Below are 8356 nucleotides of genomic sequence, written 5' to 3' on the forward strand. Positions count from 1 at the left end.
CCGGAGTTTTACATCATGTGATCGTTCGAGGGATTGTAGCCAAGACCGAACTGAGCTCAGTAGGCAAGATGATCTTAGGCCAATGGCTAAAATAAATTACTTTCTACACCACCGTCCCCTATGTTCTCACTCCAGGTCTTACCTGAGTACACTCAACTGTGCGACATCGTATCGCACCCTAACTACTATATCAGCAGACCTAATAAATTTTCTACCTGGAATATTTTTATTGTTGACAAACTTTATCTTATCTGGTATTATTACTAATAATGATGGTTAGGCAAAAAGTCAAAATTTTACTACAGAGGGCATAGAGAATGTAGAGAAGATATTGAAATAACTATAGTAAAAGCAAGTTATTATAGAAACCTACCTCACGGTCTCTTAAGTGATTTTTTCAGTTTTTTAAGACTTTTTGCCGCACCATCAATAATAAGTAACGTAACTACTCAGCCATTAAGGCACAAAGGCAATAGGTATAGGTAGCAGGTATAAATAAGCCCTAATGGCTATTGCCTATTGGCCATTGGCTTGTGTAATCGTAGTCCTTCGTATCTTTGGGGCTGAGTAGTTACTAAGTAACTACTCGGGTGGAAAGATTAAAGGTGGAAGGCTGAAAGCTATTGAACTTCAGTCTTCAGCCTAAAAGTATCTGCGGGAGTAACTCAGCGGTAGAGTACAACCTTGCCAAGGTTGGAGTCGCGGGTTCAAATCCCGTCTCCCGCTCCAGGTACAGAACACCGAGAACAGAGCCCAGACTTCTTTTCCGTGTTCTGTATGCTGGGCTCGGTGTTCTAATTATGTGGGGGCGTAGTTCAGGGGGAGAATGCATCCTTGGCGTGGATGAGGTCGTGGGTTCGATTCCCACCGCCTCCACCAATATCAAAGGTTAGACCACTGATTCCTTTATCTCTTCAATCCTTTCATTCCAGGGCACGATAGAAGCTTCAGCCCATAATTCTTCCAATCTGTAAAAGTCTCGTGTTTCATGGTAAAATATGTGGACGATTACATCACCGTAATCAAGGAGTATCCAGACTGCTTCTTGATAACCTTCACGATGATCTAACTTAACACCTGTCTCAGCCAGTTTCTCTTCTACCGCATCCGCAATAGCCTGAACCTGAATCTTAGACCTCCCGCTGCAGATAACAAAATAGTCCGTGTAGGAGATGACCTCCCTCATTTCCAGGATGACTATATCTTCGGCTTTCTTTGAGTCCGAAGCTGAGGCAGCTAATCTCGCCTTCTCGATGGCCTTATCGGTCAATATAGTATTCCCCCCCTCGAGTGAGTGTTGACAAGAGGTATAGATTTGTGCATGAGCTATCTTTTTGGATAACAGGCAGTTAGAGATATGAGTTAAAAAAGTAGGTTTGGGGTCAATTACAAAAAATTAAATAATTTCAAGAAAAATGTCGAGGATACCTAATAAAGAGATAATTTTTTTAAACTAGGAGGTATCCTCGATGAAGAAATCACAGTTAACTAATCGGCAAAATTTTCAGATAACTTTAGCCCTTTTTCTCTGGCTAAAAATAGGGATTTGGTTAGGAAAGGTTTGCGAAGAGGGGATATTTAATTGAGGGGTGAGGCTCTTCTAAATGGCTGAACCAGAGAGCCGTATCCAACCCCTCTATCCACCTGAAATTCGCCATTACCACGTAAGTAGCCGAAACGATGAACATCGCCCTTAAAATAATCGTAACTACTTAGGTGGACAGGCTGAAGGCATTTAGACTGGAGGAGGGAATCATATGCGTGATCAAATGGTGGAAACCGACAAGGTTTTGGGTGCTCTGATTCACTCAAAGGCGCAAAAGCTAATAGCCGTGGCGCTGGAAGAAGGAAAGATTTATTTGACTAGATTCCATCTTTATGATAAAATAAATTTAGACGGTAATAGGAGGGAGGTTGATTAGAAAATGGGACAAGTAATAGCCGAGGTAGCACATCATACTTATATAACTCAAGACTCTAATATTTGCGGAGGAGAGCCAATCATAAGAGAAACCCGGTTTCCGGTCCGGTCAGTGGTATTTTATATTCTGAAGGAGGGAATGTTTCCTGAGGAATTGGTGGCTGAATTTCCTCATCTTTCTCTCTCTGCCGTATGCGACGCCCTTTCTTACTATTATGACCATACAGAAGAGATAGAGAGGTTAAGCTCTTTTAGTGAGGACACTGATGAGTAGTGGAAACCAGCTTACCCCTATGATGAAACAATATGCCGAACTCAAACGGCAGAATAAGGAGACCCTCCTGTTCTTCAGGCTGGGTGACTTCTATGAGATGTTTTTTGATGATGCCAGGCTGGCCGCCTCTGTGCTGGGCCTTACCCTGACCTCCAGAAATAAGGTGCCGATGGCCGGGGTGCCTTATCACGCGGTTGAGTCCTATATCTCTCGCCTGATCAGGGCCGGACACAAGGTGACTATCTGTGAACAGACCGAAGATCCCAGAAAAGCTAAGGGGTTAGTCAAGCGGGAGATAATCAGGACCATTACCCCGGGCACGGCCCTTAATCCCTCTTTGCTTGAGGAAAAGGCCCACAATTACCTGGCCTCTATTAATAAGAACGGCACTCAGATTGGCCTTTCCTTTATTGACCCCTCCACCGGTGAATTTAAGGCGGCCGACCTCGCTGACCCAACCGAGCTTCTCAGCGAGTTAAATCGCATCTCTCCCAGGGAATGTCTCCTGCCAGATTCTCTCCGCGACTGGGAACTAATCGAATCCTTTCCTGAACAGGCCACCCTGACCTGGCAGGATGATTGGCTCTTTGATTCATCCGGCGGCTATAAAAGCCTATGTGAGCTTTTCCAGACCTATTCCTTAGATGGCTTTGGCTGTCAGGATCTGCGGACCGCTATCGGGGCCGCCGGGGCCATTATCAGTTACCTTAAGGAGACTCAACGGTCGGACTTAACCCATATTACCCGACTGACGCCCTATTCCACCTCGGATTTTATGGTGCTTGACCCGGCTACCTGGCGCAATCTGGAACTGACTCAAACCATGAGGACCGGGGAACGCACCGGCACCCTCATCTGGGTGTTGGATAAGACCGTGACGGCCATGGGCGGCCGGCTCCTCCGCTCCTGGCTTCAGCATCCCCTGATTAAGGTCAAAGAGATAACTTACCGGCAGGAAGGCATCGCTGAGCTGGTTGAATCGCTGACTTTGAGGGAAAATATCGCCGCTGATCTGGATCAGGTGCATGATATCCAGCGTCTTATCAGCCGATTAGATGCCGGCCTGGCCAATGCCAGGGACCTGGTGGACTTAAAAGAGTCCCTTAAGCTGATTCCCGACCTTAAGAAGAAACTTACCTCTCTCAAGGCAAAGATCTGGCAAGATATAGAGGCTGACCTGGACGAACTGCCTGATGTAGTCGGCTTAATCGAGGAGGCCATTACCCCTTCTCCGCCTCTCTCTCTGAAAGAAGGGGGGCTGATTAAGACAGGCTACCACCAGGAGCTGGACGATCTTCGCCGGATAACCAAAAGCGGCAAGAGCTGGATTGCCGAGCTTCAACAAAAAGAGATCCAACGGACAGGGATTAAATCCATGAAGGTAGGTTATAATAAGGTCTTCGGCTATTATATCGAGGTTACCAGGCCAAACCTGCATCTGGTGCCTGAGGATTATATCCGCAAGCAGACTATCGCTAATGGCGAACGATTTATCACCCCCGAGTTGAAAGAACGGGAACTCCAGGTCTTATCCGCTCAGGAAAAGATAATCGAACTGGAATACGAACTCTTCCTCCAAATAAGGGCCAGGATCATCAAGGAGGCGGGCCGGATTCAGCAAGTGGGAAGGGCTTTGGCCCTGCTGGATGTCTTGAATGCCTTAGCCAGGGTGGCCGCTGAAAATGACTATGTCAGACCGGAATTAAATGAGGGCCAGCAGATCATCATCACCGAGGGTCGTCATCCCGTGGTCGAACATATCCTTACGGGTGAGAGGTTTGTGCCCAATGATACCCTGCTTGGGGCTGATTCTGACCAGCTTCTGGTCATTACTGGCCCCAATATGGCCGGTAAATCGACCTACATCAGACAGGTGGCCCTGATTGTCCTGATGGCCCAGATAGGCGGTTTTGTTCCGGCCTCTTCAGCCACTATTGGGGTGGTAGACCGCATATTTACCCGGGTAGGGGCCTCTGATGAATTAATGAAGGGCCAGAGCACCTTTATGGTGGAGATGATCGAGACAGCCAATATCCTCAACAATGCCACCCCCCGGAGCTTGATTGTCCTGGACGAAATAGGCCGGGGAACCAGCACCTTTGATGGGGTAAGTATTGCCTGGGCAGTGGCCGAGTATATCCATAATCACCCCCAGCTCAGGGCCAGGGCTTTGTTTGCCACTCATTATCACGAGTTGACCGAGTTAGAAGATTACTTAGAGAGGGTAAGGAATTACAACATCGCTGTCTCTGAACAGGATGGCCAGGTGGTCTTCTTGAGGAAGATCGTTAAAGGGGGCACGGATCGAAGCTACGGGATTCACGTCGCCCAATTAGCCGGTCTGCCGGCTCAGGTAATCAGCCGGGCCTCTGAGATACTGGAGAAACTGGAGCAAGAGGCCGCCTCAGAGGGGATGAGGTCTGTCTTTACCACCCGCCATTCCGGGTACCCACAAAGTGGGTGTGCCAGCCGCCCTCAGAAGGGTGGGCCTACCCAGCTTGAACTTTTCACCTTTGAGCCTCACCCAGTGGTGGAGAAAATAAGGCAGCTTGATCTGAATAATCTTACCCCTCTCCAGGCCCTCAATAAACTTCAGGAGCTAAAAACATCGGTTTAGGTTTCGAGAGGCGTGACTTTGGAGGTCTTTGACCAAACCGTTTGATTATGCTATCATATATTATAGTAAATAGTATAATGCTAATGAGTATAATAATAGAGTGAGGTGAAAGAGACCGTGAAGAATCCGTTTAAATATGGAGAAGCTGTTATGGGTGAGTGCTTTACAAATCGAGGCAAGGAAATATCAGAGCTTAAACACTATATCTTAGCCGCCCAGAATGTATTTATGTATTCTAAACGGCGATTGGGCAAAACTTCGCTGATTAAAACAGTTCTGGAAGAATTGTCTCAGGAAAAAGAGACAATTGCTATCTATGTAGATATTCAGCAAGCCACTTCTATGGCTCAGTTTTTAGAAATATACTCTCAAGCCATAAGTAAAGCCCTTATCACCTGGAAGGAAAAGATGGAAAAGATAGCCTCTTTTTTTAGCCGAATTACACCCATTTTTGAAATAAGACCCGATGGCCAATGGAAGGTGACCTTTGATTTTTCTAAAGCCAGAGGAAGTGTGGATAGGGCATTAGAAGAGGTGTATGAGCTGCCTCAGAAGATAGCCCGGTCATATAAAAAGCGGGTAGTAGTGGTCTTTGATGAATTTCAAGAAGTTTCCAGATTGAATGGAGAGGGATTTGAGAAAAAACTACGCTCTTTTATTCAACATCATCATGAAGTTTGCTATATCTTTACCGGCAGTAAGACGCATATTATTATGCAAATGTTTGCAGACCCCAATCGGGCATTTTATAAATCAGCCGAAGTCTATCCCTTAGAACCAATTCCGGCCGATGAGATGATAGCTTTTATTATAGAACGTTTTGCCGTTACTTCTAAAAGTATATCTGAAAACCTGGCTAAAGAAATTATTCAATTGTCTAAAAATAGCCCTTATCATGTTCAAATGCTCTGCTGGCATGTCTGGTTGGCCGCAGAAAAAGGAGTAAGCCAAACAGATATCCAGGTAGGTTTAGAAGAAATAATCCACCATCAAAATGAACTTTTTTATACATGGTATGACTCAGTTAGTTTATCTCAAAGGGCTGTGCTGCGGACTTTAGCCAGAACAAACCAAATATTCTCCCAGGAGACTATCCTCAATTATAACTTAGGTTCAATTTCTACTGTTCAAGCCTCCATTCGTAGCTTAGTCAAAAATGGATTAGTGGATAAAGACAAAAAGGGATATTCATTAGTAGACCCATTTTTTCAAATCTGGCTTGAGCGAAATACTTGATATAGAAAGCCTTTCGCGTTGTGGCTGAAGAGCCCATTACCGTGATCGACCGCGGCACCCCGGCTGGTCTCAGGTAGATGGTGGGCGAAGGCCGGACGGTCGGCGGTTTTAGAAGTACACCATGAAGATTCTCCCCTTCTTTCTAATGGCAGCCCTGGTTGTTTACGGGCTTGCCCCCCTGATAAAACGGCTTTCCAAATACTGCCCCCTTGATGCCGGCCTGCTTATTTATCTGGCCTTTAGTTTATGTGTCCTTATCCCCCCACTGGAAGATATCCCCCGGAACCCAAGGGCGATTCTGGTCTTTTTTCTTAAAGGGATGTTTGCCTCCAGCCTGGACCCTCAAATAGCCGGCCTCCTGCTGGGAGGAGGGGTGATAACCGTGGCCGGACTTTGGGTTAAAAGGAGGCCGCTCTCCTGGAAGGCAAAATTGGGACTGCAATTGATCGGGGCCGCCCTGGTAGTTGGCTTTGGGCTGAAGATCACCTTTATCACCAACCCCTTGGGAGGCTATATCTATCTTAACCACTCTGTCTGGCCGGTTACCCTGGCCTGGCTCATTCTGGTCATCAATGCTGTTAGCCTGATCGATCGCCTGGACGGGCTGGTGGTGGCTATTGCCTCCATCCTTACCTTGACCCTGTTTGTGATCAATGTGCTTCAGGGGGAATCCCTACCTTCGGTCTACCTTTTCGCCTCTCTGGCCGGGGCAGAGCTGGCTTTCTTGAGGTATAACTTTTATCCGGCGGCTCTGCCTTTGGGCGAGACCGGAGGCATGACCCTGGGGCTTCTATTAGGAGGCCTGACCATTCTGGGGGTCTCCAAGGCAACTACCCTGCTTATCCTAATTGTTCCCTGGTTTATATTGGGCATACCTGTCGCCCTGGTAGCCGCCCCTATTCTGTATGTTTATCTAAAAGGAAGGGGAGAGGAGGGGCTATTCAGCCGGGGAGGGTTGGTCGGTGGGCTGACTACCCCTCAAACTGTCTTCCTGGTCAGCTTTCTCTGTCTGGTCCTTTCGGTCCTCTCTACCGCCTTTATCCTCAAAAATACCCTTATATCCCAAATCTTGCTCCTCTCGGCCGGGCTTACGGCCTGGCTTCCTTTAAGGCCCTTCTTCCATAAAGCGCCTCCTCCAGCCCATTCAGCCTCCACCCCCCGCGTGCCTATCCTGGATGTGGCCATCGATCACGTAACTCAAAGCTCTGCCCTCATGAAGGTAAAAGAATTCATTTCCTCAAGAAGCCCTCATATGGTCTTTACGCCTAACTCCCTCATGATTCTTAAGGCCCAAAGCAACAGCCAACTAAAACAGACCCTGGCTAAGGCCCATTTGCTCATTCCGGACGGTATTGGTCTGCTCTGGGCCGCAGAATTTTATGGGACACCCCTTAGTCAAAGGGTGACCGGGATAGATCTTTTAAAAGATATCTGCCGGCTTTCAAGCCGAGAAGGCTACACCATCTCTTTGCTGGGAAGCACCTCGGAAGTGGTCAAAGAGGCGGCCTTAAATCTTTCCAGAGACTACCCTGGTCTAAAGGTGGTTAGCTTTCACCATGGTTATTTTGGAAGAAAAGACGAAGAGGGAATTATTGCCAAGATCAAACAATCCTCTCCGGATGTCCTCTTTGTGGGGCTGGGACTGGGACGGCAAGAAAGATGGATAGCAGAGCACCTTGAGATGCTTGGAGTTCCGGTTTGTATGGGGGTGGGAGGGAGCTTTGATGTCATCGCCGGTCGGCTCAAAAGGGCGCCGGGATGGATGATGAGGCACGGCCTGGAATGGCTTTATCGACTTTACTCTCAACCCTGGCGAATAAAACGGATCCTGGGTCTTCCCCGATTCGTACTGGCCGTTTTTATTCACAAGATTAAACTTAATGACTTAAAGACATAGGCTGAAGACTGAAGGCTGAAGGCTGAAGCCCAGTCATCTGCTCTCCGCATTTATTTCTAAAAGCCTTGTATCTATTCAGTTCTATTTTTGACAGGATGAACAGGATTGACAGGATTAAATTTATCCTGTTCATCATGATTACTACTTCTTCCTTTATTGGCTCATCCACCCAGACCATCTGGAATCGGCGCTCAAGGGCAGAATCCTTTTCAATATATTTTCTATATTCTGCGGTTGTGGTTGCACCGATATACTTTTATAGCACCTCTCGCAAACGCAGGCTTTAAAACGGATGTTCCGCCAGCATTTTAGGGCTAAGATATTTGAGGGCAAGGAGTTATGTTATATTTTTACTTTTAAATGTAGCCACTAAAAATTTAATATTTCTCAAAAAAGTACTTGACATAGTGA

6 protein-coding genes and 2 tRNA genes are annotated in these 8356 nt (G+C 46.9%); 7 read left to right on the forward strand and 1 reads right to left on the reverse strand.

Annotated elements, in window-relative coordinates; all coding sequences use genetic code 11:
• The first annotated feature begins 654 nt into the window (after positions 1 to 654).
• Positions 655 to 729, forward strand: a tRNA-Gly gene (locus AB1797_11015).
• Between the two features lie 75 nt (positions 730 to 804).
• Positions 805 to 879: transfer RNA gene (locus AB1797_11020), tRNA-Ala, on the forward strand.
• 10 nt (positions 880 to 889) lie between these two features.
• Here AB1797_11020 and rsfS read toward each other — a convergent pair.
• Positions 890 to 1270: a ribosome silencing factor gene (gene rsfS, locus AB1797_11025; GenBank protein ID MEW5768133.1), complete on the reverse strand. Its 381-nt coding sequence runs from the start codon at positions 1268 to 1270 to the stop codon at positions 890 to 892.
• A gap of 487 nt (positions 1271 to 1757) precedes the next feature.
• On the opposite strand from rsfS, the gene AB1797_11030 reads away from it, so the two are divergent.
• The 5 genes from AB1797_11030 (at position 1758) to AB1797_11050 (ending at position 7945) form a co-directional block, all read left to right on the forward strand.
• Complete coding sequence (locus AB1797_11030) at positions 1758 to 1922, forward strand: hypothetical protein (GenBank protein ID MEW5768134.1); 165 nt, start codon at positions 1758 to 1760, stop codon at positions 1920 to 1922.
• Between the two features lie 3 nt (positions 1923 to 1925).
• Positions 1926 to 2195, forward strand: coding sequence for a DUF433 domain-containing protein (locus AB1797_11035; GenBank protein ID MEW5768135.1), 270 nt, complete (start codon positions 1926 to 1928; stop codon positions 2193 to 2195).
• A complete protein-coding gene (mutS, locus tag AB1797_11040) occupies positions 2188 to 4812 on the forward strand; it encodes a DNA mismatch repair protein MutS (GenBank protein MEW5768136.1) in 2625 nt (874 codons plus the stop codon). Before AB1797_11035 ends, mutS begins: the two co-directional genes overlap by 8 nt.
• A 150-nt stretch (positions 4813 to 4962) precedes the next feature.
• Complete coding sequence (locus AB1797_11045) at positions 4963 to 6048, forward strand: ATP-binding protein (protein MEW5768137.1); 1086 nt, start codon at positions 4963 to 4965, stop codon at positions 6046 to 6048.
• A gap of 121 nt (positions 6049 to 6169) precedes the next feature.
• Positions 6170 to 7945 (forward strand): WecB/TagA/CpsF family glycosyltransferase, encoded by a 1776-nt coding sequence (locus tag AB1797_11050; protein MEW5768138.1) that lies wholly within the window; start codon positions 6170 to 6172, stop codon positions 7943 to 7945.
• Positions 7946 to 8356: the final 411 nt, after the last annotated feature.

The sequence above is a fragment of the bacterium genome (genome assembly GCA_040753085.1).
Classification (GTDB): Bacteria; UBA9089; JASEGY01; order JASEGY01; family JASEGY01; genus JASEGY01.